Genomic DNA, 25,029 nt, shown 5'->3' with positions numbered 1-25,029 from the left:
ACGGAAACGCCCGATGCCGCCCGCCGCGTCACAGCTTCGCGGTGTCGTCCTTCAGCGCGTCGCGGGCGGCCAGGCGGTGGCCCTCGGTGATGTTGGAGCGGACCATGGCGATGGCGGCGGCGAGCACGGTCACGTCGTCGGTGAAGCCGAGGCCGAGCAGGAAGTCGGGCACGAGGTCGAACGGGACCACGAAGTAGGCGAGGGCGGCGAGGAGCGTCGCCCGCACCCGGGTCGGCGTCTTCGGGTCGAGGGCGCAGAAATAGGCGGCGACCACCTCGTCGAACATCGGAATGGACCGGGCCGCCTTCTTGGCCACGCGCCAGAAGTCCCGGCGCACGCGGGCCTCCCGCTGGCCCTCGGGGCCGATGATCTCCGGGTCGTCATAGTGGCGCGTCGCCATGGATGGGCCTCGCTGGTCCAAGAGGGGAGGGCGATGGGCGCCCGTCGTCGACAACATGGGTCCCGAACCGGTTCGCCGCAAGTCCGCCGCCCGGTCGGCGGCAAGCCGGCGGTGGCGGGTCGAGCGGATGATCCCGCGCCGGTCCGGGCGCTCTTGGCGCCGTCCGCGCCGGCCGCTAGAAGTCGGCGGCGCATGCCGGATTGTCGGGTGGCGCCCGTCCGACCGTCAGGCCGGTCAACCGAAGAGCATGGTCCGAGGTTCCACCCCGTGTCCGATCCCGCCGGCAAGTCGCTCTCCTCCTCCGCCGGCCAGACCTCCATGCTGTCGGCGCTGTCCCGGCGTCTCGTCCGACGACCTGTCCTCGTCACCCTCACCGCCACCCTGATCGTCAGCCTCCTGCTCGTCGCCGTCCCGGGCCTCGACCTTGCGGTCAGCGGGCTCTTCCACGTGCCGGGCGACGGCTTTCCGGCCGAGCGGATCGGCGTCCTCGTCGACCTTCGCGAACTCGGTCAGGCAGTCGTGGCGGCTGTGGCGGTGGCGGGGCTCCTCGCCCTCCTGGTGCCACTCGCCGCCTGCGGCGCCCGCTTCGTCGTGCCGCCGCGGGCGGGGCTCTTCCTGCTCGCCACCCTGATCCTCGGCCCCGGCCTCCTGGTCAACTCCGTCCTCAAGGACAACTGGGGACGGGCCCGGCCCCGCGACGTGACCGCGTTCGGCGGCGATCTGCCCTTCACCGGCCCCTGGGCCATGGTGGACCACTGCGCCCGCAACTGCTCCTTCGTCTCGGGCGAGGCTTCGTCCGCCATCTTCCTCCTCGCCGTCGCGGTGCTGGTGCCCGCCGGCTGGCGGAAGGCGACGGTGATCGGCACGCTCCTTTTCGCCCTCGCCCTTTCGGTCAACCGCATCGCCTTCGGCGGCCACTTCCTCTCCGACGTGGTGATCGCCTGGCTTCTCACCCTCCTCGTCATGCTCCTCGTCCACGCCGCCGTCTTCGCCCCGTCAAACCCGCTCACCGACGACCGGATCGCCATGGGGCTCGGCCGCGCCGGCGATGCCGCCAAGGGTTTCGCCACCCGCCGGCTCGCCGCCGCCCGCCGTTTCCTCGCGCTCTTCCGCTAGAGCGCTTGTCCTCCCTGACGGAATCGTCAGGTCGACAAGAAATCGCTCCAGATTCAAAAGCCTGGAGCATTCTCTCTTCGATCAGGTCGTGCAACTTGATCGGAGACTGCTCTGGGGCGAGCCGCCGCTTGCGCGGCCCGCCAATCCGATTAAAAGTGCCCGCCGATCAGGGCGGGGCGGCAGATCGCGCCGCGACGACGCACACGGGCGACGAGGCGGGCCGAAGCGCACGCCTCCTTTCGGAGAGACCATGCGCAAGGGCGACATCAAGAAGGTCGTGCTCGCTTATTCGGGCGGCCTCGACACCTCCATCATCCTGAAGTGGCTGCAGACGGAACTCGGCGCCGAGGTGGTCACCTTCACGGCCGACCTCGGTCAGGGCGAGGAACTGGAGCCGGCGCGCCGCAAGGCCGAGATGCTGGGCATCAAGGAGATCTACATCGAGGACGTGCGCGAGGAGTTCGTCCGCGACTTCGTCTTCCCGATGTTCCGCGCCAACGCCGTCTACGAGGGCCTCTACCTCCTCGGCACGTCCATCGCCCGGCCGCTCATCTCCAAGCACCTGATCGAGATCGCCGCCCGCACCGGCGCCGATGCCATCGCCCACGGCGCCACCGGCAAGGGCAACGACCAGGTCCGTTTCGAGCTCTCCGCCTATGCGCTGAACCCGGACATCAAGATCATCGCCCCGTGGCGCGACTGGTCGTTCAAGAGCCGGACCGACCTTCTGGACTTCGCCGAGAAGCACCAGATCCCGGTCGCCAAGGACAAAAAGGGCGAGGCCCCGTTCAGCGTCGACGCCAACCTCCTGCACTCCTCCTCGGAGGGCAAGGTGCTGGAGGATCCGGCCAAGGAGGCGCCCGAGTACGTCCACATGCGGACCATCTCGCCCGAGGCCGCCCCGGACACGCCGACCGTCATCCGCGTCGGCTTCGCCCGCGGCGACGCGGTCTCCATCGACGGCGAGCTGCTCTCTCCCGCCACCCTCCTCGCCCGCCTCAACGACTTCGGCCGCGACAACGGCATCGGCCGGCTCGACCTCGTGGAGAACCGCTTCGTCGGCATGAAGAGCCGCGGCGTCTACGAGACCCCGGGCGGCACCATCCTTTTGGCCGCCCACCGGGCGATCGAGAGCATCACCCTCGACCGCGGGGCCGCGCACCTCAAGGACGACCTGATGCCCCGCTACGCGGAGCTCATCTACTACGGCTTCTGGTTCTCGCCGGAGCGCGAGATGCTCCAGGCCCTCATCGACAAGAGCCAGGAGCACGTGGAGGGCGAGGTGACCCTGAAGCTCTACAAGGGCAACGTCATGGTCATCGGCCGGGAAAGCCCCAAGTCGCTCTACTCCGACGCTCTCGTCACCTTCGAGGACGACCAGGGCGCCTACGACCAGAAGGACGCCGCCGGCTTCATCAAGCTGAACGCGCTCCGGCTCCGCACGCTCGCCAAGCGGAACCGGGGCGGCTGAACGGGGCGGCGCTCAGGCCGGGACCTTCGCCAGGAAGGCGCCGATGCGGTCGCGCAGCTGGTCGGCCGCCTGCCGAACGCGTCCCTGGGTGGCGTCCACGGAGAGCGCCGCGTCCTTGGTAACCGTGGCGGCCCGGCGGGTCTCGCCGGCCGTGTCGGACAGATGGATCGCGCCCTTCGCCGCCTCGCGGATGGTCCGGTCGATCTCCTGGGTGGCGCTCTGCTGCTGCTGCATCGACACGATGATGGCGGTGGTGAAGTCGGTGAGGGACTCGATGCGGCTCGTCACCGCGCCGCTGCGCGACGCCGCCCGCTGGGAGGCCTCGGCCACCGCCGTGATCCGCGCCTCGATGTCGGCGGTCGCGCGGCGGGTCTGTTCGGCGAGCTGCTTCACCTCGCCGGCCACCACCGCGAAGCCCCGGCCGGACTCGCCGGCCCGCGCGGCCTCGATGGTGGCGTTGAGCGCGAGCAGGTTGGTGCGTTCCGCGATGCTCTCGATCATGGCGACGAAGTCGCGGATCCGCTCCGCCTCGTCGAGCAGGCTGCGCATCTCCGACGAGGTCGCCACGGCCTCCTCCTTGGCGGCCTCCACCACGGTGCGGGCCGACAGCGCGGTGCGGTTGAGGTCGGCGACCGTCGCGTTCACCTCCGCCGAGGCGCTGGCGGTAGCCTCCATCGTGCGGGTCGACGCGTCCGCCTGCCGCACCGACGAATCGGCGAGGTTGAGCGCCTGGTCGGAGACCGATCCGAGACGCACGGCAGTGTCGCCGAGGGCGTCCAGATCCCGGCCGAGCTCGGCCATCATGCTGTCGATCCCGCTGCGGAAGCCCACGATCTCCGCCTGCATGCGCTCGCGGTTCTGCACCGCCAGAGCCGCCCGCTCCGCCTCGGCGGCGGCGTACTTCTCCATCTCGTCCTTGGAGGCCGTCGCCAACCGGGCGATGCGCCCGTCCTCGAAGGCCTGCTCCAGCCGGGCGGCGAGCCAGGCGACAACGACCGTCTGGCTGACCAGGATGACGGCGTGGATCGCCGTCCGCCCGAAATCGGCCGTGGCGGACGGAAACACCGCCGCCGGCATGATGAGGTTCAGCACCACATGGTGGAGCGCCACGACCGCCGCGTTGGCAGCGACCGCTCGCCAGTCGCACCAGCCGGCGGAGACGGCGAGGGTCGCGAAGAAGTACATGTGGATGTCGATCTGAAGACCATGACCCCGGAAGGCGAGCACGATCAGGGCGACCTGCGCCGCCAGCGCCATGGCGGTGTTGATCCGGACGGCCGGACCGGGACCCTTGGCGACGATCATCACCGAGCCGATCGCCGCAAGGCCGACCGAGCCGGCGACCACCACGACGTTCAATCCCGATACCGCGAGCGCGGCGACGGTGGCGATCAGCGCGTTGGCCCAGAGGAGGCCGAGAACGACCTTTGCGAACAGGCTCCTGAAATCATCGACGGTTGTCATGGTCACTCCGAGGACTGGATGGAAAGGCACGTCTCGCCGAGCGCCGTCGGTACGGCGAACATCGCCCCGGCCTGGCGCAGAAGGGTCGGAAAGGCGGGATCGTCCGAATGGGCGATCGCGAACACGCCGGCGCGTCCTTCGCGGATCAGCGATCCGCCGGCGCGGCCGATGGCCGTGATCGGGTGCGGGTAGTCGAGAAAGGTCGGCGAAACGACCAGCGTCCCGCCGTCCGCGCCCGTGCCGAAGACAGCGGCGGTACTGATCAGAAGAGTAAGGATGCAGAGGTTTCGGACGATCAGCACGGCGTTGCTCCCCCCGGGAACCTCCGACAAATAACCTTCGCAAGTTAAGACAAGATCAAAATTGACATATCTCCTGCAATTCATGCCAGGGGTTGTCGAGCCGGTCCGATACCCGGCCTAGCTTTCCGTCCCCTTCCGCCGAAAGCGGCCTGGGGCCGGGCGGCCTTTGTGCTGGCCGGCTCTTGCCCAAAGCCTCATCGGGGGCCACGCGGATCTTTCCGGATGCCCTCCTGCTTCCTAAGTTCGACATATGTCGGCGCTACTTATGATCGCGCCCGACCGCCAAGGAAGCAGCCCGCCCATGTCCTGGTCCATTCCGCTCGGCCGCGTCTTCGGATCGGAGATCCGGATCCACCTCACCTTCCTCATCCTGCTCCTGTGGATCGGCTTCGCCTCCTACACCCAGGGCGGACGGGCGGCGGCGATCGACGGGGTGCTGTTCATGGTGGCGGTGTTCGCCTGCGTGACGCTGCACGAACTCGGCCACGCGGTGGCGGCGAAGCGCTACGGCATCGAGACGCCGGACATCACGCTCCTGCCCATCGGCGGCCTCGCCCGGCTCGCCCGCATGCCGGAAAAGCCCGGCGAGGAGATGGTGATCGCCATCGCCGGTCCGCTGGTGAACGTCGTCATCGCCATCATGCTGATGCTGGTCGGCGCCCGGCTCGACCCGGGCGCGCTCGCCACCGTGGAGCAGGCGGAGGCGTCCTTCATCGACCGGCTGGCGGCGGTCAACGTCTTCCTCGTCCTCTTCAACCTCATCCCGGCCTTCCCGATGGACGGCGGCCGGGTGCTTCGCGCGCTCCTGGCGCTCCGGCTCGGCCGGCGGCGGGCGACCGAGATCGCCGCCGCCATCGGCCAGGGCGTCGCCTTCGTGTTCGGCGCCATGGGCCTCTTCGGCGGCAACGCTATCCTGGTCTTCATCGCCATCTTCGTCTATCTCGCCGCCTCCGCCGAAGCCGGCCAGACCGGCCTGATGGAGCGGGCCCGCAAGATGCGGGTGTCGGAGGCGATGATCCGCTCGTTCGAGAGCCTCTCGCCCACCGACACGGTGGACCAGGCGGCGGACGCGCTCATCCGCACCACCCAGCGGGAGTTCCCGGTGGTGGACGGCGGCGGGCGCCTGCGCGGTTTCCTCACCCGCGACGCCATGATTCGCGCCCTCAAGGCCACCGGCCCGACGACGCCGGTCCTGGAGGTGATGGCCGCGGACGTGCCGGCCGTGCGGCCGCAGGACTGGCTGGAGCTGGCGCTCCGCCTGATGAGCGAGAAGGAGATCCCGCTCGCCGCCGTGCTCGACCCGGACGGCCGCCTCGTCGGCTACATCAGCCAGGAGAACGTGGCCGAGCTGATGATGCTCGACGCCGCCGACTGGAAGGGTCCCGCCGCCGTCGCGCCGGCGCGCCCCTGGGGGTGACCCGCGCCCGATCGGCGCGGCGGATCCCGGCCGGACCGGCGCGGCGGACCCGAGGGCGGCGTTTCTCCCCCTTGACCCCCGCGCCGCCATCGATTCCCATGGGCGTTCCTTGCTCCGACCTTCGGTCCGTCCTTGACCTTCACGCTCCTCGCTTCCGCCTTCCTGGCCGCCATGGCCTACATCCTCACCCCCGGCCCGGCCTTCCTCGCCCTCCTCGGCATCGGGGCCGGTCAGGGGCGGCGGGCGGGCGCGCGCTTCATCGCCGGGCATCTTGCCGGCGACATCGTCTGGTCGGCGCTGGCGCTCGTCGCCATCGTCGGGGCGAAGACCATCGGCACCGTGATCTTCGACGCGCTCGGCCTTGCCTGCGGGCTCTATCTCGCCTGGATCGGCTGGTCGGCGCTCACCGCCAAGCCCCGGGCGCCGGGCGAAGCGCTCGTCACCGTGGAACGGCCGCTGACGCGCGGCCTGGTCTTCGGTCTCACCAACCCGAAGGGCTATCCGGTGGCGCTCGCCACCTTCACGGCCCTCCTCGCCGGCTCGGCCGACGCGCTGTCCTTCGGCTCGCTGCCGGTGCTCCTGGCCGCCTCGCTGGTGGGCTTCCTCGTCGCCGACCTGATCCTCGTCGCCATCATCGGCGCGGGTTTCGTCCGCCGCTTCTACCGCCGCAACGAGCGCGCCATCGTGCGCCTGTCCGGCCTCCTCTTCTGCGGCTTCGCCCTCCAGGCGATCGTGCACGCCACCCCTGGCCTTCTCGGCTGGCGCCGCGCCTGATCCGCCCTCCGTCCCAAAAGGTCCCCCCTTGCCCGACACCGTCCCGACCGACACCGCGCCCGCCGCCCTCAACCCGGCCGTCGTCGCCTGGACCGGGCCGCACGGCCTGCCGGTGTTCTCCGCCGTCAAGGACGCGGATTTCGCGCCCGCCTTCGACCGCCTGCTGCCGGCCCACGCCGCCGAGATCGCGGCGATCGCCGACAATCCGGCGCCGCCCACCTTCGCCAACACCATCACGGCGCTGGAGCTTGCCGGCGAAGGCCTCTCCCGTGCCTCCGCGCTCTTCTGGAGCCGGGCCGGCACGGACACCAACCCCACCCTGCAGGCGCTGGAGCGCGATCTCGCTCCGCGGATGTCACGGCACTATTCGGCGATCAGCATGAACGCGGCCCTATTCGCCCGGGTCGACGATCTCTGGACCCGCCGTGAAAGCCTCGGCCTCACGCCCGAGGAGACGCGCGTGCTGGAGCGGCACTGGAAGGGCTTCGTGCGCGCGGGTGCCAAGCTCGCCCGGCCCGAGCAGGAGCGGCTCGCCGCCATCGACGAGCGCCTCGCCGCCCTTCGCGCCCGCTTCGGCCAGAACCTTCTCGCCGACGAGGAGGCCTTCGTGCTCCTCCTCGACGAAGCGGATCTGGCCGGCGTGCCGGCGACGCTCCGCGACGCCATGGCGGCGGAGGCGAAGTCCCGCGGCGCCGACGGGCGCTATGCGCTCAGCCTCTCCCGCTCGCTGGTGGAGCCTTTCCTCAGCTACGCCGACCGGCGCGACCTCCGCGAGCAGGTGCTCACCGCGTTCCTGGCGCGCGGCGGGAACCCGGGCGAGCGCGACAACCGCCCGGTCATCAAGGAGATGCTGGCGCTGCGCTTCGAGGCGGCCAACCTTCTCGGCCACCCGCACCACGCCGCCCGGATGCTGGACGACACCATGGCGAAGACGCCGGAGGCGGTCACCGGCCTCCTCCGCCAGGTCTGGGACCGGGCCGTCGCCCGCGCCCGGGACGACGAGGCGGCGCTCCAGGCCCTCGTGCAGGAGGAGGGGCGCAACCACCCGATCCAGCCGTTCGACTGGCGCTACTACGCCCGGAAACGGCGGTCCCGCGCCTTCGCCTTCTCCGACGACGCGGTGAAGCCGTATCTCTCCCTAGACAACATGATCGCCGCCACCTTCGCGGTCGCCGAGCGGCTGTTCGGCATCCAGGCCGTCGAGATGCCGACGGGCCACGGCTACCATCCGGATGTGCGGGTGTTCGAGATCCGCGACGCGGACGGCAGCCTGAAGGCCCTCTTCCTCGGCGACTATTTCGCCCGGCCGACCAAGCGCTCGGGCGCCTGGATGAGCGGCTTCCAGAGCCAGCACAAGCTGGCGATCGACACGGGCACCGGCCAGATCCCGATCATCATCAACGTCTGCAACTTCGCCAAGCCCGCCGAGGGCCGGCCGGCGCTCCTGTCGTTCGACGACGCGCGCACGCTCTTCCACGAGTTCGGCCACGCGCTCCACGGCATCCTGTCGGACGTCACCTATCCGTCCGTCTCCGGCACCTCCGTGCCGCGCGACTTCGTGGAACTGCCGTCCCAGCTCTACGAGCACTGGATGACGGTGCCGGTCGTCCTCAAGGCCTTCGCCCGCCACCACGCCACGGGCGAGCCGATGCCGCAGGACCTCATCGACAAGGTGCTGGCCGCCGGCCCGACCGACGCGGCCTTCGCGGCGGTGGAGTTCACCGCCTCGGCCCTCGTCGACATGGCCTTCCACACCCGCGGCCCGGTGGACGATCCGATGGCCGTGGAGGCGGAGGTGCTGGCGGAAATCGGCATGCCGTCGAGCATCGCCATGCGCCACCGCAGCCCCCAGTTCGGCCACATCTTCGCCGGCGGCTACTCGGCCGGCTACTACAGCTACACCTGGTCGGAGGTGCTGGACGCGGACGCCTTCGAGGCCTTCCGGGAGACCGGCGATCCATTCGACCCGGCGGTCGCCGAGCGCCTCCGCCGCCACATCTACGCGGTCGGCGGCGCGGTCGACCCGGAGGAGACCTACCGGGCCTTCCGCGGCCGCATGCCGACCGTGGACGCCATGCTGGTGAAGAAGGGCCTGATGGACGCCGCCTGAGGCGGTTCCAGAGCCAGCCCGTGAAGGGCGGGCCCGTGCGACCTTTGCGAGCCCGATCTCACGCCTTGCGCAGCGCCAGCGCAAGCCCCAGCCCGATCACGGTCATCGCCGGCACGATGGTGGCGAGCGCGAGGACCGGGTCGGCGAAGAGAGTGGCGATCGCCGATCCGGCGAAGCCGCCGCCCATCTGCAGGAAGCCCATCAGGGCCGCCGCCGCGCCGGCGGCCTGCGGGAAGGGGGCGAGACCCTCCGTGGTCATCGCCGGCATGAAGAGCGCCAGCGCGAAGGCGAACACGCCGACCGGACCCATGATGCCGAGGAAGCTCGGTGGCAGCAGGCTGAGCGAGGCGAACAGCATCACCCCGCCGGTCGCGCAGAGCACGAGGCCGGGGATCACCAGCCGGCCCGCGTCCATCCGCTTCAGGAGCCGGCGGGTGACGATGCCGCCGGCGATGAAGCTGCCCGACTGCATCAGCATGCCGAGGCCGAAGGCGGTCGGCGACAGGCCGACCCTCTCGATGATCACGAAGGGCAGCATGGTCCCGAGGGCGTAGAGCCCACCGATGGTGAGACCGACGACGAGGCTCGGCCGAAGGAAGCGTCGATCGGCCAGAAGCATGCGGTAGGCCGAAACGAGACCGGCCGGCCGGGCGCGGGCCGGGTCCGGCGTCCGGTTCGTCTCCGGCAGGCCGACCGCCACCACGGCGAGGAGCACCACCCCGTAGACCACCATGCTGACGAAGATGGCGTGCCAGTCGAAGACCTGCAGCAGGATGCCGCCGATGGTCGGCGACAGGGCCGGGCCGACGGCAAGCCAGATGCCGATCGTGTTCATGATCCGGGCCGACTGCTGGCCGGTGAAACTGTCGCGGACGATGGCCCGCGAAATCGCCACCCCGGCGGCGGCGCCCACCCCTTGCACGAAGCGGGCGGCGATCAGCCATTCCGCCGTCGGCGCCACCAGCGCCACCAGGCTTGCCGCCACGTAGAGGGCCAGGAATCCGAGCACCACGGGCTTGCGCCCATAGCCGTCGCTGAGGGGGCCGCAGACCAGCTGGGCGAGGGCGAAGCCGGCGAAATAGGCCGTCAGCGTCGCCTTCACCATCGCCATCGTGGTGCCGAAGGCCGTCACCAGCGTCGGCATGGCCGGCGTGTAGAGCGCCATGGAGATCGGCCCGATCGCCACCAGCATGGCGCCGAAGGCCGAGGTGGCCCGCTCGGAGAGGATGGTCGTCTGCGAGACGTGCGGCTGCGCCGTCATGGCGTCTCGCCTGCCGCCGGTCCGATGCCGGCCCCGGCCGGTCCGTCGAGGTTCCGGCGCATGGCCGAGAGGGTGGCGCGCAGCCGGTCCACCGCCTCCGGCTCCAGGCCGGCCGTCGCCTCACCCCGAACCGTCAAGGCGATGGCGCGGACCTTCGGATAGAGTGCGTCGGCGGCGGCGGTGGCCGAGACCAGCTTCGCGCGCCGGTCGTCCGGGTCCGGGGCGCGGACGACGAGGCCGGCCTTCTCCAGCCGGTCCAGATAGCCGACCAGCGTCATCGGCTCCACCGCCAGCCGTCCGGCAAGCAGCGTCTGCCGCACCGGGCCGTAGGTGACCACGTGGTAGAGCGCGCGGGCCTCGCCCGGCGTCACCCCCAGCCCCGCCTCGCCGAGGGCCGCCTCGAAGCGCTGGCGGAAGAGGCGCGCCACATCGACGACGATGAAGCCGAGAGGTTCGTCCGGATAAGGCATGGGCGTCTCGATGATAAGGATGCCTTACCAAGAGCCGCGCCGGCCCTCCTGTCAAGCCGGCTCCGCCCGCGCTTCGCTGGCCCGCGGCCCCTCGCCCCGTCCGTTCGGCACCCTCTCCGTGGCGGCGCAGGGCAGCCATGCTGCCGGAATCGCCCTGCAAAAGCAGCAATTCCGCCCATTGTCGCGAGAACTTCTTGCTCCCGACACAATGATTCGTATAGTGCGCCGCAATAGGACGGCCCGGCTGAGTGCACTCCCCGGGCCGTCTCCCGTTTTTCGCTCCCCGGACAGCTCATGAAACTTCGCAACATCGCCATCATTGCGCACGTCGACCACGGCAAGACCACGCTCGTCGACGAACTCCTGAAGCAGTCCGGCTCCTATCGCGAGAACCAGCGCGTCGCCGAGCGCGTGATGGACAGCAACGATCTGGAAAAGGAGCGCGGCATCACCATCCTCGCCAAGGCGACTTCGGTCGTCTGGAAGGAGACCCGCATCAATATCGTCGATACCCCGGGCCACGCCGACTTCGGCGGCGAGGTGGAGCGCATCCTCAACATGGTGGACGGCGCCATCGTGCTGGTCGACGCCGCCGAGGGTCCGATGCCGCAGACCAAGTTCGTGGTCGGCAAGGCCTTGAAGGTCGGTCTCCGTCCGATCGTGGTGATCAACAAGGTCGACCGCTCGGACGCCCGCTCCCAGGAGGTGATCAACGAGGTGTTCGACCTCTTCGCCAACCTGGACGCCACCGACGAGCAACTCGACTTCCCGATCCTCTACGGGTCCGGCCGCAACGGCTGGTTCGCCGAAAGCCCCGAGGGTCCGCAGGACCAGGGCATGGCACCGCTGTTCGACCTGGTGCTCCGCCATGTGCCGGAGCCGACCGTGGAGGAGGGCGCGCCCTTCAAGATGATCGGTACGCTGCTGGAGGCCAATCCCTTCCTCGGCCGCATGATCACCGGGCGCATCACCGCCGGCACCATCAAGCCGAACCAGACCGTCAAGGTGCTGGCCCAGGACGGCTCGGTCGTCGAGCAGGGCCGCATCTCCAAGATCCTGGCCTTCCGCGGCATCGAGCGGCAGCCGATCGAGTTCGGCGAGGCGGGCGACATCGTGGCCATCGCCGGTCTCGTCAAGGGCACCGTCGCCGACACCTTCTGCGCCCCGGAAGTGACCGAGCCGCTGGCCGCCCAGCCGATCGACCCGCCGACCGTCACCATGTCCTTCATCGTCAACGACTCGCCGCTCGCCGGCACCGAGGGCGACAAGGTGACGAGCCGCATGATCCGCGATCGCCTCTTCAAGGAGGCCGAGGGCAACGTGGCCCTGAAGATCGAGGAAAGCTCGGAGAAGGACTCCTTCTTCGTCTCCGGCCGCGGCGAACTGCAGCTCGCCGTTCTCATCGAGACCATGCGCCGCGAGGGCTTCGAGATCGCCGTGTCGCGTCCGCGCGTCGTCTACCAGAAGGACGAGGCCACCGGCGACACCCTGGAGCCGATCGAGGAAGTGGTCATCGACGTGGACGAGGAATTCTCCTCCGTGGTCGTCCAGAAGATGTCCGAGCGCCGCGCCGACATGGTGGAGATGCGTCCCTCCGGCGGAAACCGCCAGCGTCTCGTCTTCTACGCGCCGACTCGCGGCCTGATCGGCTACCAGTCGGAGCTTCTGACCGACACCCGCGGCACGGCCATCATGAACCGGCTGTTCCACAACTACGCGCCCTTCAAGGGCGACATCGCCGGCCGGCGCAACGGCGTCCTGATTGCCAACGAGGCGGGCGAGGCGGTGGCCTACGCGCTTTGGAACCTGGAAGACCGCGGCCCGATGATGATCGAGCCCGGCTGGAAGGTCTACCAGGGCATGATCGTCGGCGAGCACAACCGGGAGAACGACCTGGAAGTGAACGTCCTCAAGGGCAAGAAGCTCACCAACGTGCGCGCCGCCGGCAAGGACGAGGCCGTCCGCCTCACCCCGCCGATCCGCATGACGCTGGAGCGCGCGCTCTCCTGGATCCAGGACGACGAACTGGTGGAGGTGACGCCGAAGTCCATCCGCCTGCGCAAGGCCATCCTGGACCCGAACGACCGCAAGCGCGCCGAACGGTCCAAGGAAGCCGCGGCCTGATCAGCCGTCTGTTGGCCTGAGACGCTCGATAGCCCCGTCGCCGGATACCGGCGGCGGGGCTTTTTCGTGTTCGGTAGGCTTCCTCGGTCAGGCGACCTGCCGGGCCGACGCGGTGCCGGTGACCGCGCCGGACGGTTCCGCGCTCAGCCAGCGATAGAGCATGCCGCCCGCCGCGCCGCCGAGCAGCGGCGCCACCCAGAACAGCCAGAGCTGACCGATGGCCCACCCGCCGGCAAAGAGGGCCGGACCCGTGCTCCGCGCCGGATTGACCGACGTGTTGGTGATCGGGATGGACACCAGGTGGATCAGCGTAAGGGCGAGCCCGATGGCGAGCGGCGCGAAGCCCGCGGGCGCCTTGCCGTGGGTGGATCCCATGATCACGAACAGGAAGGCCGCCGTCAGCACGAACTCCGCCAAGAAGCCGGAGAGCAGGCTATATTGGCCCGGCGAATGCGCCCCGTAGCCGTTGGCCGCGAAGCCGCCGGCGGTGCTGAAGTCGGGGGACCCGCTGGCGATCAGGTAGAGCACGAAGGCCCCAATCACCCCGCCCGCGACCTGGGCGCCGATGTAAGGCCCGACTTCGGAGGCCGGGAAGCGGCCGCCCATGGTGAGCCCGACCGTCACGGCCGGGTTGAGGTGGCAGCCCGAGATGTGCCCGATGGCGTAGGCCATGGTCACGACCGTGAGCCCGAAGGCGAGCGAAACCCCGAGGAGGCCGATGCCCACCTCCGGAAAGCCTGCCGCGATGACGGCCGATCCGCACCCGGCGAACGTCAGCCAGAACGTGCCGATTGCCTCGGCGATGTATTTCTTCATGGTGGCCCCTCCCTGCGCGATGACACGCGACCGCCGGCCGTCGGCGGATAGTTAAGGAAGAGGTAATTTATCGCGCCGGGCAAGGCTCAGCTTGCGCTTGCCACGCGGAAACGACGGCCTCGGATCGACGGACCAAAGTGCGCAGGCCGCGCGTCACGGCAGGCGTGCGGCCCGAAGCATCGGTCATGAGGGGGGCAAGGTTTCCGCTTACCGGACGGCGGACAGGGATCAAGCCGCGGCAACCGCTGGGGCAAGCATGAGCGAAAGCCCGTGCGCCCAACTCGAGCGTCCGACCCGCGAGCGGGTCGTCGATCGACGGAACGGGAGATCAGGCCGTGCCGGCCGGTGCGGCCGAGGCCGCGTCCTCGATCCCGAGCAGGAAGCGCAGGTCCGGGCGGTCCTTCGCCACGTCGGCGATGGTGTAGCGGTCCAGCACGCTGAAGAAGGCGGCGAGCGCCTCGCGGAGGATGCGGTTGTACTCGCAGCTCAGCGTCAGCGGACAATTGTGGCCGGCCTCGTCGAAGCAGTCGGCGAGAATGAAATTCTCCTCCGCCGCCCGCACCACCGCGCCGATGCGGATGTCTTCCGCCGGCTTGGCCAGCATGATCCCGCCGTTGCGGCCCCGGATCGTGCGAATGAAATGGCCGTCCACCAGCACCTTCAGGATCTTGAAGAGGTGCGTCTCCGACATGTCGAAACTCGACGCGATATCCGCCACCCGGCTCGGCCGATCAGGATTGGCCGCGCAGTAGAGCAGGATTCGAACGGAGTAGTTGGTTTGCTGAGTGAGCCGCATGCCTCTCAGATAGGATGACTTCCCCGTCCGGGTCAAGGTTTGAGTCGTTCTAAATTTAGGTGAAAATACGCAGTAGTCCTGACAGGGGTAGGGCAGCTATGGAGGCTGCAGCCTGGCCCCGATCCGATCACCGGAAGGCCATCGATGGCTAGGTCTTCATCCACGCCGCGAAGGCGTCCGCGAAATCCGGATGCCAGCGGGAGAGGGCGGGGCGGTTCAGGACCACGTCGTCCATCGCCCAGCGCATGCGCTTCTCGTCCATCGCCCGGGTCACGTCGTTGTCGGGACAGAGGATGTAGAACTCGCCGCGCTCCATGGCGGCCAGCATGAAGTCGATCACCTGTTCGGCCGTCCAGGCGGCGTCGGGCTTCACGCTGGTCCGCACCCGGGTGAAGCCGGTGAAGGTGAAGCCCGGGATGAGAAGGTGTGCCGTGATCCGCCCGTCCGGCCGCGTCCTGAGTTCGTGCGCCAGCGCCTCCGTCACCACCTTCACGCCGGCCTTCGACACATTGTAGGCCGTGTCGCCCGGCGGCGTGGTGATGCCCTGCTTGGAGCCGGTCACGATCACGGCGCCGGGGGCGTTGCGCTCCATCATGCCCGGCACGAAAGCCTGGATCGCGTTGACGACGCCGAAGAGATTGGTGCCGATCGTCTCCGTCCAGCGGTTCGGGTCGGCGAACAGCCCGCCGCCGCCCTCCCGCCCGGCATTCGCCATCAGCACCGTGGCGGGGCCGAGGTCCGCCTCCACCGCCTCGCGCAGCCGGTCCACCGCCGCCCGGTCGGCGACGTCCGTCGGCACCGCGATCACCCGGCCGTCGCCCCCGGCCACCGCCGCCACGGCCGCGCGGGCCTCCTCCAGCATGGACGCGTTCACGTCGGCGAGGGCCACCTTGAGGCCGAGCCCGGCGAAGCGCTCGGCGGCTGCGCGGCCGATGCCGCTGGCGGCGCCGGTGACGACGGCGACGCCGTCCCGGATGAAGGCGGGGTGAGAGGCCATGGGGCATGCTCCGGTGTGCGGACGGACAAAGCCGGACGATGGCCGCCCGGCGCTCGCCCCGTCAACCGCCGAGCCGGCGATGCGATCCCTCGATCGAGCCGAACCGGCCTGTCCAACCGGATCGATCGCCAACGAGAAAGGGCGGCGCCTTGCGACGCCGCCCCGCGATCTCGACGCGCCGCCCTCAGGCGAACTGGCCGTGACAGTGCTTGAACTTCTTGCCCGACCCGCACGGGCAGGGCTCGTTGCGCCCCACGTTGCCCCAGGTGCTCGGGTCGGCGGGATCGCGCGCGGTGGCAACCGCGACGCCGGCGGCCCCGACGCCCATGCCGAGGGCGGCGTTCGCGGTGGCGAACTCGTCCTCGCCCGTCACCGGGTCCAGGTGATGGGGCGCCATGCCGCTGTCGTCGAACACGGGCGGCGGCGGCGCGTCGCGCTGGACGAGCTCCACCCGCATCAGCTGGGCGGTGGTCGCCTGCCGCAGCTGGGTCAGAAGCGCCTCGAACAGCGAGAAGGCCTCGGTCTTGTATTCGTTCAGCGGATCGCGCTGGGCGTAGCCGCGGAAGCCGATGACGGAGCGCAGGTGGTCCAGGTGGGCGAGATGCTCGCGCCAGAGGTTGTCCAGCGTCTGCAGGAGGATGGCCTTCTCCACCTGGCGCATCACGTCCTCGCCGAAGCGCTGCTCGCGCGCCGCGAAGGCCTCGTCGGAGGCCTTCTTCAGGCGCTCCTCGATCTCCTCGTCGGCGATGCCCTCTTCCTTGGCCCAGTCTGCGATCGGCAGGTCGAGGTTCAGCGTCTCGCGGACGGCCGCGGCGAGCCCGTCCACGTCCCACTGCTCGGCGTAGGCGTTCTCCGGAATGTGCTTGGTGACGAGGTCGGCAATCACGTCGTGGCGCATCTCCGCCACGGTCTCCGACACGTTCTCGTCCGTCATCAGCTCGATGCGCTGCTCGAACACGACCTTGCGCTGGTCGTTCATGACGTTGTCGTACTTGAGGAGGTTCTTGCGGATGTCGAAGTTCCGCGCCTCCACCTTCTGCTGCGCCTTCTCCAGGGCCCGGTTGATCCACGGGTGGATGATGGCCTCGCCGTCCTTCAGGCCGAGCTTCTGCAGCATGCCGTCCATGCGGTCGGAGCCGAAGATGCGCATCAGGTCGTCCTGGAGCGACAGGTAGAAGCGCGAATGGCCCGGGTCGCCCTGGCGGCCGGAGCGGCCGCGCAGCTGGTTGTCGATGCGCCGGCTCTCGTGGCGCTCGGTGCCGATCACGAAGAGGCCGCCGGCGGCGAGCGCCTTGTCCTTCAGCCGGGCGATGTCCTCGCGGATCTTCGCCTCGCGGGCGTCCCGCTCCGGACCCGCCGGCATGCTGCCGAGCTCCTGGGCGATGCGCATGTCCGCGTTGCCGCCGAGCTGGATGTCGGTACCGCGGCCGGCCATGTTGGTGGCGATCGTCACCGCGCCCGGCACGCCGGCCTGGCTGATGATGAAGGCCTCCTGCTCGTGGTAGCGGGCGTTCAGCACCTGGAACACCATCTCGTCGGCGCCGCCCTGGTCGCCGTCGTAGAGCACGTCGAACGACTTCTGCTTGAAGCCGGCCTTCACCAGCATGGCCGCCAGCGTCTCGGACTTCTCGATCGACGTGGTGCCGACGAGCACCGGCTGACCCTTGGCCTTGGCCTCGCGGATGGTCTCCGTGATCGCCTTGTACTTCTCCTCGACGGTCCGGTAGACCTCGTCATCGTCGTCCTGGCGGGCGACCGGCCGGTGCGTCGGGATCTCCAGCACCTCCAGGCCGTAGATGTCGGCGAACTCGTCCGCTTCCGTGGAGGCGGTGCCGGTCATGCCGGCGAGCTTGCCGTACATGCGGAAGTAGTTCTGGAAGGTGATCGACGCGAGCGTCTGGTTCTCCGGCTGGATCTTGACGTGTTCCTTGGCCTCCAGCGCCTGGTGCAGGCCGTCGGAATAGCGCCGGCCCGGCATCATGCGGCCGGTGAACTCGTCGATGATGATGACCTCGTCGCCCTTGACGATATAGTCCTTGTCCCGCTGGAACAGCCGGTGGGCGCGGAGCGCCTGGTTCACGTGGTGGACGACCGAGACGTTCTCCACGTCGTAGAGCGAGGCGCCCTTCAGGAGGCCGGCGGCCTTCAGCCGCGCTTCCAGACGCTCGGTGCCGGCTTCGGTGAAGATGGCGGTGCGCTGCTTCTCGTCCACCTCGTAGTCGCCGGGCTCCAGGCCCGGGATGAAGGTGTCGATGGTGTTGTAGAACTCCGAGCGGTCGTCGAGCGGGCCGGAGATGATCAGCGGCGTGCGCGCCTCGTCCACCAGGATGGAGTCCACCTCGTCGACGATCGCGAAATGATGCCCGCGCTGGACCATCTGGTCGCGCTGGTACTTCATGTTGTCGCGCAGATAGTCGAAGCCGAGCTCGTTGTTGGTGGCGTAGGTGATGTCGCAGCCATAGGCCTGCCGGCGCTCGCCGTCTGAGAGGCCGTGCACGATCACGCCGGTGGAGAGGCCGAGGAAGCCGTAGACCCTCGCCATCCACTCCGCGTCGCGGCGGGCGAGGTAGTCGTTCACCGTCACCACGTGCACGCCCTTGCCGGCGAGCGCGTTCAGGTAGGTCGGCAGGGTGGCGACCAGCGTCTTGCCCTCGCCGGTCTTCATCTCCGAGATGGCGCCCTCGTGAAGCACCATGCCGCCGATCAGCTGCACGTCGAAATGGCGCTGGCCGAGCACCCGGCGGGCCGCCTCGCGCACGGTGGCGAAGGCCGGCACCAGGAGGTCGTCCACGGTGGCGCCGTTGGCGAGCTTCTCGCGGAATTCCGCGGTGCGGGCCTTGAGCGCGTCGTCGCTCAGCGCCTTCACCTCGTCCTCGAGCGCGTTGATGGCGGCCACGCGCGGCCGGTATCCCTTGACCCGGCGGTCGTTCGCCGAACCGAACAGCTTTCGCGCCAGCGCGCCGAAGCCGACCATGGCAGCCCATCCTTACCTTAGAGCGGACGTCGCCCGTCTCCCGTTGGCAAGGAGGAGGGACGGCGCCTTCAAACCGAATTCCGGCGCTGTCGGCAAGGATTTCGCCGCTCCCCAGGGGCGCCGGCCGGATGTCGGTCGGGCGTCGGCGAGGGGGCGGCGGAACCCGCAGGCGGCGGGGCGCCGGGCGGCGCAAGGCGGAAGCGGCGGCAGGGCGCCGCGCATTCGACCGCCAACGGCCCGACCCTACCTAAGAGCCGGGTCCGGCCTTGTCAACGTGGCGCCTTGAGAGGGGGCCGGTCGGCAGGCTATACGCGAGGCCAAGCCGCGCGGCCTTGGTTTCGCCGGACGAAGGCCCCATGTGGTCGCCACCTGGCGGCCGAGGCCGTCATCCGCGAGCCTGCCTCGCGCGTGGCGGTCGTCGCCATCCACCTTGAGCCCCGGCACCCGCCGGACCGACCCATTCCACCGACAACAATTATCTGCTCTCAACGGATCGAAGGAAACGTCCATGACATACACCACGCGCCGCTCCCTGGCGGTCCGCGCCGCCGCCCTCGCCGCGACGGCTCTCGTCGCCCTCTCGTCGGCGCTGCCGGTCTCGGCCCAGGATGTGCTTGCCCGCGTCAACGGCAAGGACATCACCAAAACCGAGGTGGACCTTGCCATCGAGGTGTTCGGCGAGCAGCTCGCCCAGGTGCCGGAAGCGGCGCGCCGCTCCATCGTGATCGACGCCCTCGTCGACATGCACGTGATCGCCGACGCGGCCGAGAAGGAGGGCCTCGCCGACAGCGAGGTCTACAAGAACCGGATGGCCTTCCTCAGCGCCCAGGCCCTGCGCAACACCTATATCGAAGAGAAGGTGCAGTCCGCCATCACGGACGAGGAGCTGAAGGCCCGCTACGAGAAGGACCTCGCCGGCTACCAGGCGCCGGAGGAGGTCAAGGCCGGTCACATCCTCGTGAAGACCGAGGACGAGGCCAAGCAGATCATCACCGACCTCGACGGCGGCGCCGATTTCGCCGCGATCGCGTCGGAGAAGTCCGAGGACCCGGGCTCCAAGGTCAACGGCGGCGACCTCGGCTTCTTCACCAAGGGCCAGATGGTCCCGGCCTTCGAGGAGGCGGCCTTCGCCCTGGAGCCTGGCACCTACACCAAGACGCCGGTGCAGAGCCAGTTCGGCTACCACGTGATCAAGGTGGACGAGAAGCGCACCCAGCCGGCCCCGGCCTTCGAGGAGGTCAAGGACCAGGTCGCCGCGGTCGTCCAGCGCGAGAAGTTCCAGGAGATCCTGCAGACGCTGAAGGCGGATGCCGAGGTGGAGCGCATGGACCAGGCGGCCGAAGGCGCCGCGCCGGCCGGCGCGCCCCCGGCGGCGGGCGCTGCCCCGGCGGAAGCGCCGAAGCCCTGATCGTCCGATCCGGAGCGGATCGAGGCCCCGCCGGCGACGGCGGGGCCTTCTTTATGGCGGCTACTCCGGCACGGTCGCCGAGATGGCGATGGAGCTGTACCAGGCCGACAGGTCCGAGATGTCCTCGTCGCTGAGGCTCTGCGCCACCACCGACATGATCTCGTGCTCCCGCTTGCCGGACCGGAAAGCCTTCAACTGGGTCTCCAGGTAGATCCTGTTCTCCCCGGCGATGTGCGGCGCGATCGGGATCTTGGCGATCCCGTCGATACCGTGGCAGGTCCGGCAGGCGCCGGCCTTCTGGCGGCCGGCGGCCGCATCGGCGGCGACGGCGGGGGTCGTAACGACGAGGCCCGCGAGGGCTAGAATAAGGACCGGCTTCATGAGGATTGCTGACGCTTTGCTGTTGGAGACGCGGCCGGGCGGCGAGGTCCGGTGCCGGATCCCGCCGCCCGTCCAGTCCCGCTCCGATGGGGACCGCTCGCTCAGTTGCCCGCGTAGCTGATCCGATAGATCGCCCCGGCGAGGTCGTCGGAGACCAGGATGGACCCGTCGCGCAGCTGCGCCACGTCCACCGGTCGGCCGAGATACTCGCCGTTCTCGTCGATCCAGCCTTCCGCGAAGGGCTCGGTCGTCGCCTTCCCCTCGCCGTCGATGAAGGTCACCATCACGCGGGCGCCGACCGGCGTGGTGCGGTTCCACGATCCGTGCTGGGCGGAGAAGATCGCGTTCTTGTACTTCGCCGGGAACATGCTGCCCGTGTAGAACATCATGCCGAGGTCGGCGGCATGCGCCACGGTCTCCACCACCGGCATCACCACCTCGACCGGCACGTCCTCGCCCTTGTACTCGTTGGTGCGCACGTTGCCGCCGCCGAACCACGGATGGCCGAAGTGCTGGCCGATCGCGGTCTGCCGGTTGATCTCGCCCGGCGGGATGTCGTCGCCCATGCCGTCGACCTGGTTGTCCGTGAACCAGAGCTCACCGGTGACCGGGTGGAAATCGTGTCCGACCGAGTTGCGGATGCCGCGGGTGAAGACCTCCCGGCCCGTGCCGTCGGTGTTGACGCGGATCACGCCGCCGATGCCCTGCTCGGCATAGAGGTCCAGCTTCTCCTTCGGGGACACGTTGAACGGCTGGCCGAGGGAGATGTAGAGCTTGCCGTCCGGGCCGATCTTGCAGACGCGGGCCGTGTGATTGAAGCTTTCCTCTTCCGGCGGGATCAGCTTGCCGCCGGGGATCACCGGGACAGCCACCACGTCCGGGCTCTCGTAGAAGAACTCGGCGGCCGGATAGACCAGCACCCGGTTCTGCTCGGCGATGTAGAGGAAGCCGTCGGGCGAGAAGCACGGGCCGTTCGGAATCGCCTTGGCGAGCGACGGCGCGAAATTCTTCACCTCGTCGGCCACCCGGTCCTTGTCGCGGTCCGTCACCGCCCAGACCTCGGTCTTGCGCGTGCCCACGAAGGTGACGATGCCCTGCGGACCCACGGCCATGTGCCGGGCGTCGGGCACCAGGGCGTAGAGGTCGATCTTAAAACCGTCCGGCAGCTTGATCCGCTGCAGCGTCTTGCGGATCGCGTCGGCGCTCGGGCTGTTCTGGTCGATCACGGTGAACTCGGTCGTTCCCGTGGTCTTGAACGTGCTGAGCTTCTCCAGATCCGCTTGGGCATATGCTGCGCTGCAAAGAAAAAGCGATGCAATGGCCGCGGTGGTGAAACGCGTCATCATTGGTATTTCCTCCCATATGCGTTCAGGCGGCGCACCCGGATCTTTTGTCCGGTTCATCCATGCTTGCGCGAGGGAAGATTCATCGCCGCCACGACTGGAGCGTCAACTGTATCGCTGGGCGCGTCAACGGGTTTGTCGGACCGGATCAATTTCGACTTTAGTGGAACGCGCGCCGCAAGCGCCCGGCCGGGCGTCGACCCGCGCGTCGGGCGCGCACGGAACCGGGCATTCCCGCCGCCTGCCCCCTCTTGCCTTCCCCCCTTGCCTTCCGACCGGCCATCCCGCAAAACCTCCGGCGTCCCTCCCGCGCGCCCGCGCGCGCCCACCCGTCCCGGATGCCCCTCCATGGCTCACGCCGTTTCGCCGCTCGCTCCCACGTCCCTGCCGGACGCGCCCGCCATCGCGGGCGTGCGCTTCGCCACCGCCGAGGCCGGCATCAAGTACCGGGGGCGCACGGACGTGCTGCTCGTCGCCCTCGACGAGGGCACCGAGGCCGCGGGCGTGTTCACCCGGTCCAAGTGTCCGTCGGCGGCGGTGGACTGGTGCCGCGAGAACCTCGCTCAGGGCCGCGCCCGGGCGCTTCTCGTCAACTCCGGCAACGCCAACGCCTTCACCGGCCGCAAGGGCCGCGACACCGTGCGGCTCTCCGCCGACCATGTGGCGCGGGTGTTCGGCATCGATCCGGCGACGGTCTTCCTCGCCTCCACGGGCGTCATCGGCGAGCCGCTGGACCCGGCGAAGTTCGGCGCCGTGCTCGACGACACCGCCGCCCGGCTCGCCGCCACGCCGTGGATCGAGCCGGCCAAGGCCATCATGACCACTGACACCTTCCCCAAGGTCGCCACCCGCACGGTGGACCTCGGCGGCGTGCCGGTGACGATCAACGGTGTCGCCAAGGGCGCCGGCATGATCGCGCCGGACATGGCCACCATGCTGTCCTTCGTGTTCACCGACGCGCCGATCGCCGCGCCTGTCCTGCAGGCCCTGCTGTCCGCCGGGGTGGAGACCTCGTTCAACGCCATCACGGTCGACAGCGACACCTCCACCTCCGACACGCTCATGCTGTTCGCCACCCAGGCCGCCGCCGCCCGCGGCGCCCCGCGCATCGAGGCGGTCGACGATCCGCGGCTCGCCGGCTTCCGCGCCGCGCTCCATGACCTTTTGCAGGACCTCGCCCACCTGGTGGTCAAGGACGGGGAGGGCGCCACCAAGTTCGTGGAGATCACGGTGACCGGCGCGACCAGCGACGTCTCCGCCAAGCGCATCGGCCTCTCCATCGCCAACTCGCCGCTGGTCAAGACCGCCATCGCCGGCGAGGACGCCAACTGGGGCCGCATCGTCATGGCGGTCGGCAAGGCCGGCGAGCCCGCCGACCGGGATCGCATCGCCATCTGGTTCGGCGACACCCGCGTCGCCGTTGAGGGCGAGCGCGACGCCGGCTATTCGGAGGCGGCCGCCACCGCGGCGATGCAGGGCCAGCACGTCCGGGTCCGCGTCGACCTCGGGCTCGGCGACGGGGTCGCCACGGTGTGGACGTGCGATCTCACCAAGGAATATGTGGCCATCAACGGCGACTACCGCAGCTGACCGGCCCGGGCGCCCCGCCCGCCTCTCGTTCGGAAAGGACCCGCCCGATGACCCTGGAGCCCACCGCCAAGCGGCTCGTGCTGGTGGTCGCCTGCGCGCTCCTCGACGCCGACAACCGGGTCCTCATCTGCCAGCGGCCGGAGGGCAAGTCGCTGGCCGGTCTGTGGGAATTTCCCGGCGGCAAGGTGGAGCCGGGCGAAGCCCCGGAGGACGCGCTGATCCGCGAGATGGAGGAGGAGGTCGGAATCACCATCCGTAAACCCTGCCTCGCGCCCCTGACCTTTGCGAGTTTCGCTTACGAGACTTTTCACCTTTTGATGCCACTTTATGTCTGCCGACGCTGGGAAGGCCGTGTCACCGCGCGGGAGGGCCAGGCGATCGCCTGGGTCCGCCCGAACCGGTTGCGCGACTATCCCATGCCGCCGGCCGACGAACCCTTGATCCCGCATCTCATCGATCTCGTCTGACGATCGCCGATGAGGTGCCCCGAAAAGGTCGAGCCGTGCGCATGATCCGCCGTACCACACCACGCTACCCGGGCCGCATCGGTCGCTTTGCCGAGGACCGTCGGGGTGCCGTGGCCATCGAGTACGGCCTCTTGCTGGCGATGATCGTCGTCGCTCTCGTGGGTCTGGCCTCGCTCGGCTCCGCCGTCCGGACCACGCTCTACGAGGATATCTCCACGAGCTTCAACCGTGGCGAAGACGAGGGGTGACTCGGTCCGCTTTCGAGCGGTTCGAGCTGAAATTGAAAACCGAGCCCGTGGTTGACTGACCGCCGCCGGCGCGAGCGCGTCCGGAGCGCCCGCCCGTCAGAGCGGATTTTCCGTCGTCTTCAGGGCCTCGGCCAGCCGCATCTTGGCGCTGCCGGGCTTCAACGGCTTCTGCTGGCTTTCGTGCGGTGCCCATCCGGAGAGCGACACCAGCGTCATCGTCGCCCGCACCCGCCCGTCCGCATCCCCGTTCGCCGCCTGATAGTGCTCCGCCGCCCGCCGCAGAAGGCCCGGGCCGGTGAGGCTGCGGCGGCGCTCCGCGAGCGGGTTGGCGGCCCCCATCCGGGCGAGGTCGCGCATCAGGTCGAAGGGCGTCGCGTAGCGCAGCGTCAGCCGGTCCTGGTCGGCCACGGGCAGGGCGAAACCCGCCCGCTGCAAAAGGCCGCCGAGATCGCGCACCTCCACGAAGGGCGCCACCCGGGGCGACACGCCGCCGGTGGTCTCCGCCTCCGCGGCAAGGAAGGCCTGGCGCAGTTCGGAAAGGCTGTCGCCGCCGACGAAGGTGGCGAGGAAGAGCCCGTCGGGCTTCAGCATGCGGCGGATCTGGATCAGCGTGCCCGGCAGGTCGTTCACCCACTGCAAGGTGAGCCCGGCCACCACCAGGTCGACGCTCGCGGGTCCGAACGGCGGCACCTCGTCGTCGATGACGAGGTCGGCCGGCAGGTCCTCGTCCGGGCCAGCGGCGAACACGTCGGCGCGGAACACGCGTCCGGCCTTGCCGCTGTCGCGCACCGCCCGGGCGATCGCCGCCGTCGGCCCGCCGATCGCCACCGCCGTGTCGAACCGGCGCGCCACGGGCGCCAGGCGGTCCGCGATCTCCTCCGCCACCCGATCCACCAGGAAGTCGGTTCCTGCCGGGGCGGTGGCGATGGCCGTCCGCCGGCGCCGGGCGATCAGGGCCCGGTCGAACACCCGCGGGATCGCGGACCCGGCGTCTGGCGCGAAGCCCGGCCGGCGGGCCGGCGTGGCGGAGGGGTCGGCAGGCGGTTCGGGCGGCATGGCCATGGGGTGCGTGCTCCTGAGACCTGGTTCTAGGGCAGGAG

At 69.6% G+C, this 25,029-nt stretch carries 22 protein-coding genes; 10 read left to right on the top strand and 12 right to left on the bottom strand.

Annotation, left to right across the window (positions count from 1 at the left end):
• Positions 1-28 precede the first annotated feature (28 nt).
• A complete protein-coding gene (locus BUQ68_RS17285; RefSeq protein ID WP_075217259.1) occupies positions 29-400 on the bottom strand; it encodes a YkvA family protein in 372 nt (123 codons plus the stop codon).
• A gap of 267 nt (positions 401-667) precedes the next feature.
• Between BUQ68_RS17285 and BUQ68_RS17280 the strand changes: the two genes are divergently transcribed.
• Together BUQ68_RS17280 and BUQ68_RS17275 are read left to right on the top strand one after the other, a co-directional pair.
• On the top strand, positions 668-1,516 hold the full coding sequence (locus tag BUQ68_RS17280) for a phosphatase PAP2 family protein (protein WP_175577840.1): 849 nt from the start codon (positions 668-670) through the stop codon (positions 1,514-1,516).
• 250 nt (positions 1,517-1,766) lie between these two features.
• Entirely contained in the window at positions 1,767-2,987 is a 1,221-nt protein-coding gene (locus BUQ68_RS17275; protein WP_075217258.1) for an argininosuccinate synthase, read from the top strand.
• A 12-nt stretch (positions 2,988-2,999) separates the two neighbouring features.
• Here the strand turns inward: BUQ68_RS17275 and BUQ68_RS17270 are convergent, their stop codons facing one another.
• Both BUQ68_RS17270 and BUQ68_RS17265 read right to left on the bottom strand, forming a co-directional pair.
• Entirely contained in the window at positions 3,000-4,451 is a 1,452-nt protein-coding gene (locus BUQ68_RS17270) for a methyl-accepting chemotaxis protein (RefSeq protein WP_075217257.1), read from the bottom strand.
• Between the two features lie 2 nt (positions 4,452-4,453).
• On the bottom strand, positions 4,454-4,753 hold the full coding sequence (locus BUQ68_RS17265; protein WP_075217256.1) for a hypothetical protein: 300 nt from the start codon (positions 4,751-4,753) through the stop codon (positions 4,454-4,456).
• A gap of 301 nt (positions 4,754-5,054) precedes the next feature.
• Here BUQ68_RS17265 and BUQ68_RS17260 point away from each other — a divergent pair, with 301 nt between their 5' ends.
• The 3 genes from BUQ68_RS17260 (at position 5,055) to BUQ68_RS17250 (ending at position 9,054) form a co-directional block, all read left to right on the top strand.
• Positions 5,055-6,170, top strand: coding sequence for a site-2 protease family protein (locus tag BUQ68_RS17260; RefSeq protein WP_075217255.1), 1,116 nt, complete (start codon positions 5,055-5,057; stop codon positions 6,168-6,170).
• A 132-nt stretch (positions 6,171-6,302) separates the two neighbouring features.
• Positions 6,303-6,944: a LysE family translocator gene (locus BUQ68_RS17255; protein WP_075217254.1), complete on the top strand. Its 642-nt coding sequence runs from the start codon at positions 6,303-6,305 to the stop codon at positions 6,942-6,944.
• 28 nt (positions 6,945-6,972) lie between these two features.
• Entirely contained in the window at positions 6,973-9,054 is a 2,082-nt protein-coding gene (locus BUQ68_RS17250) for a M3 family metallopeptidase (protein WP_075217253.1), read from the top strand.
• 58 nt (positions 9,055-9,112) lie between these two features.
• Here the strand turns inward: BUQ68_RS17250 and BUQ68_RS17245 are convergent, their stop codons facing one another.
• Together BUQ68_RS17245 and BUQ68_RS17240 are read right to left on the bottom strand one after the other, a co-directional pair.
• Positions 9,113-10,315 carry a multidrug effflux MFS transporter gene (locus BUQ68_RS17245; protein WP_075217252.1) on the bottom strand — a complete coding sequence of 401 codons (1,203 nt, stop codon included), beginning with the start codon at positions 10,313-10,315 and terminating at the stop codon, positions 9,113-9,115.
• Positions 10,312-10,785: a MarR family winged helix-turn-helix transcriptional regulator gene (locus BUQ68_RS17240; protein ID WP_075217251.1), complete on the bottom strand. Its 474-nt coding sequence runs from the start codon at positions 10,783-10,785 to the stop codon at positions 10,312-10,314. The genes BUQ68_RS17245 and BUQ68_RS17240 overlap by 4 nt, the downstream gene beginning before the upstream one ends.
• Positions 10,786-11,079: 294 nt before the next feature.
• Between BUQ68_RS17240 and typA the strand changes: the two genes are divergently transcribed.
• Positions 11,080-12,909 carry a translational GTPase TypA gene (gene typA, locus BUQ68_RS17235; RefSeq protein ID WP_075217250.1) on the top strand — a complete coding sequence of 610 codons (1,830 nt, stop codon included), beginning with the start codon at positions 11,080-11,082 and terminating at the stop codon, positions 12,907-12,909.
• Between the two features lie 87 nt (positions 12,910-12,996).
• On the opposite strand, the gene aqpZ is transcribed toward typA, so the two are convergent.
• The 4 genes from aqpZ to secA form a co-directional block, all read right to left on the bottom strand.
• A complete protein-coding gene (gene aqpZ / locus BUQ68_RS17230; protein WP_075217249.1) occupies positions 12,997-13,725 on the bottom strand; it encodes an aquaporin Z in 729 nt (242 codons plus the stop codon).
• Between the two features lie 328 nt (positions 13,726-14,053).
• Positions 14,054-14,521 carry an Rrf2 family transcriptional regulator gene (locus BUQ68_RS17225; protein ID WP_075217248.1) on the bottom strand — a complete coding sequence of 156 codons (468 nt, stop codon included), beginning with the start codon at positions 14,519-14,521 and terminating at the stop codon, positions 14,054-14,056.
• A gap of 148 nt (positions 14,522-14,669) precedes the next feature.
• Positions 14,670-15,518: an SDR family NAD(P)-dependent oxidoreductase gene (locus tag BUQ68_RS17220; protein WP_075217247.1), complete on the bottom strand. Its 849-nt coding sequence runs from the start codon at positions 15,516-15,518 to the stop codon at positions 14,670-14,672.
• A 184-nt stretch (positions 15,519-15,702) separates the two neighbouring features.
• The gene (gene secA, locus BUQ68_RS17215; protein WP_075217246.1) at positions 15,703-18,492 is read right to left on the bottom strand and encodes a preprotein translocase subunit SecA; all 2,790 of its coding nucleotides are present in this window, start codon (positions 18,490-18,492) and stop codon (positions 15,703-15,705) included.
• Positions 18,493-19,000: 508 nt separating this feature from the next.
• On the opposite strand from secA, the gene BUQ68_RS17210 reads away from it, so the two are divergent.
• Positions 19,001-19,900: a peptidylprolyl isomerase gene (locus BUQ68_RS17210; RefSeq protein WP_075217245.1), complete on the top strand. Its 900-nt coding sequence runs from the start codon at positions 19,001-19,003 to the stop codon at positions 19,898-19,900.
• Positions 19,901-19,960: 60 nt separating this feature from the next.
• On the opposite strand, the gene BUQ68_RS17205 is transcribed toward BUQ68_RS17210, so the two are convergent.
• Together BUQ68_RS17205 and BUQ68_RS17200 are read right to left on the bottom strand one after the other, a co-directional pair.
• Positions 19,961-20,281: a c-type cytochrome gene (locus BUQ68_RS17205; RefSeq protein ID WP_075217244.1), complete on the bottom strand. Its 321-nt coding sequence runs from the start codon at positions 20,279-20,281 to the stop codon at positions 19,961-19,963.
• A gap of 101 nt (positions 20,282-20,382) precedes the next feature.
• Positions 20,383-21,627, bottom strand: a complete 1,245-nt coding sequence (locus BUQ68_RS17200) for a PQQ-dependent sugar dehydrogenase (protein ID WP_175577839.1) — start codon at positions 21,625-21,627, stop codon at positions 20,383-20,385.
• Positions 21,628-21,972: 345 nt separating this feature from the next.
• Between BUQ68_RS17200 and argJ the strand changes: the two genes are divergently transcribed.
• From argJ to BUQ68_RS17185, 3 genes are read left to right on the top strand one after another with little or no spacing between them, the layout of a single operon-like run.
• The gene (gene argJ, locus BUQ68_RS17195; RefSeq protein ID WP_075217243.1) at positions 21,973-23,214 is read left to right on the top strand and encodes a bifunctional glutamate N-acetyltransferase/amino-acid acetyltransferase ArgJ; all 1,242 of its coding nucleotides are present in this window, start codon (positions 21,973-21,975) and stop codon (positions 23,212-23,214) included.
• Between the two features lie 47 nt (positions 23,215-23,261).
• Positions 23,262-23,681 (top strand): 8-oxo-dGTP diphosphatase MutT, encoded by a 420-nt coding sequence (gene mutT, locus BUQ68_RS17190; RefSeq protein WP_075217242.1) that lies wholly within the window; start codon positions 23,262-23,264, stop codon positions 23,679-23,681.
• Positions 23,682-23,722: 41 nt separating this feature from the next.
• Positions 23,723-23,929 (top strand): Flp family type IVb pilin, encoded by a 207-nt coding sequence (locus BUQ68_RS17185; RefSeq protein WP_075217241.1) that lies wholly within the window; start codon positions 23,723-23,725, stop codon positions 23,927-23,929.
• Positions 23,930-24,025: 96 nt separating this feature from the next.
• On the opposite strand, the gene BUQ68_RS17180 is transcribed toward BUQ68_RS17185, so the two are convergent.
• Positions 24,026-24,991, bottom strand: coding sequence for a methyltransferase domain-containing protein (locus tag BUQ68_RS17180; RefSeq protein ID WP_245293296.1), 966 nt, complete (start codon positions 24,989-24,991; stop codon positions 24,026-24,028).
• Positions 24,992-25,029 lie beyond the last annotated feature (38 nt).

Source organism: Mongoliimonas terrestris (assembly GCF_001927285.1).
GTDB lineage: Bacteria > Pseudomonadota > Alphaproteobacteria > Rhizobiales > Pleomorphomonadaceae > Chthonobacter > Chthonobacter terrestris.
Note: the sequence above shows the minus strand (reverse complement) of the source record. Positions and strands in the feature narration are given on the sequence as shown.